This window comes from Actinokineospora guangxiensis, assembly GCF_042657845.1.
Lineage (GTDB): Bacteria > Actinomycetota > Actinomycetes > Mycobacteriales > Pseudonocardiaceae > Actinokineospora > Actinokineospora guangxiensis.
The window spans coordinates 1-1296 of sequence record NZ_JBHSKF010000035.1; the positions used below are offsets into that span (position 1 = coordinate 1).

Below are 1296 nucleotides of genomic sequence, written 5' to 3' on the forward strand. Positions count from 1 at the left end.
TCAGATCCGTCCCGCACGTGGAGGTGTTGCGCACCGCGATCTTCACCTCACGCGGACCCGCGCTCGGCTCCGGCGCCTCCTCGATGCGGATGTCACCCGGGGCGTAGAAACGCGCCACCTTCACTGGACTGCCTCCTGGTCTTCTCGCTGGGGTTCCTCGGCGCCGAGCAGCGCCAACACGGTCTCGGGTTCGGTCGCGGCACGCAGGGCGGCGGCCTTCTCGGGGTCCATGAGCACCTTGGCGAGCGCGGAGAGCACACCGACCTGCTCGCTGCCCTGGGCGGCGATCCCGACGCACAGGCTCACCCGCTCGCCGTCCCAGTCGACGCCCGCGGGGAAACCGACGACGGCGAGCGCCGAGCGGCGCACGTGCGCGCGCGAGGCGTCGGTGCCGTGCGGGATCGCCACGCCCTCGCCGATGTAGGTCGAGACGGAGGCCTCGCGCTCGTGCATGGCCGCGACGTACTCGGCGTCCACCGCGCCGGACTCCAGCAGCACGGCGCCGACCTGGGCGATCGCGTCGGCGCGGTCGGCGGCGGTGGCGCCGAGGCGGATCGCGGCGGGCTCCAGCATGGCCCGCTCAGCCGTCAAGGCTGCCACCGTCCCGGATCGCGGCTTCGACGCGGTCGAAGACGGGGTCGCCGAGGAAGCTCTGGAACCCGATCACCACGGCCGTGGAGTTCTTCTTGGCCCTGGCGACGAGCGAGGCCTGGCAGAGGACCAGCTTGGCGTCCGCCGGGATCTCGTTGACCGGGGTGTGCTGCACCTTCACCGAGTACGGCTTGAGGCGCTTGGCCAGCTGCGAGGCCACCATGACGCTGCTGCCCATCCCCGCGTCGCAGGCGATGACCACCTTGTCGATCTCTTTGCCCTGGATGCTGCTCATGTGCTCGTTTCCCTGTTGTGCGTTGGACTTGCGGCGAACGGGCCGACCGCGCGCGGGAGGGCGGGCCTCCCGCGCGCGGTGTCCGGCTCAGGCGACGGGGCCGCCGTTGGCGAGCTGCTGCTCGCGCTCCTCGCGCCGGGCGTCCTTGCCGAACTTGAGCAGGATGGCGGCGACCAGGAACGACACCGCGGTGGCGACGACGACACCGGCCAGGACGCTGAAGTAGCCGCCCTTCGGTGTCACCGCCATCAGGGCGATGATGCTGCCCGGCGACGGCGAGGCAACCAGGCCCGCGCCGGTCACCACGAAGGTCAGCACACCCGCGGCGCCACCGGCGATCGCGGCCAGGATCAGCTTCGGCGCGGCGAGGATGTACGGGAAGTAGATCTCGTGGATGCCGCCCAGGAACT

The 1296-nt window shown here is 71.5% G+C and carries 2 protein-coding genes and 1 pseudogene; all 3 read right to left on the reverse strand.

Annotated elements, in window-relative coordinates:
- Positions 1–120: 120 nt before the first annotated feature.
- A complete protein-coding gene (locus ACFPM7_RS30310) occupies positions 121–600 on the reverse strand; it encodes a PTS mannitol transporter subunit IIA (RefSeq protein WP_378251277.1) in 480 nt (159 codons plus the stop codon).
- Positions 581–886 (reverse strand): PTS lactose transporter subunit IIB, encoded by a 306-nt coding sequence (locus ACFPM7_RS30315; protein ID WP_378251278.1) that lies wholly within the window; start codon positions 884–886, stop codon positions 581–583. Before ACFPM7_RS30315 ends, ACFPM7_RS30310 begins: the two co-directional genes overlap by 20 nt.
- 87 nt (positions 887–973) lie before the next feature.
- Positions 974–1296 (reverse strand): annotated as a pseudogene (locus ACFPM7_RS30320) (PTS mannose transporter subunit IIA); the annotation flags it as partial.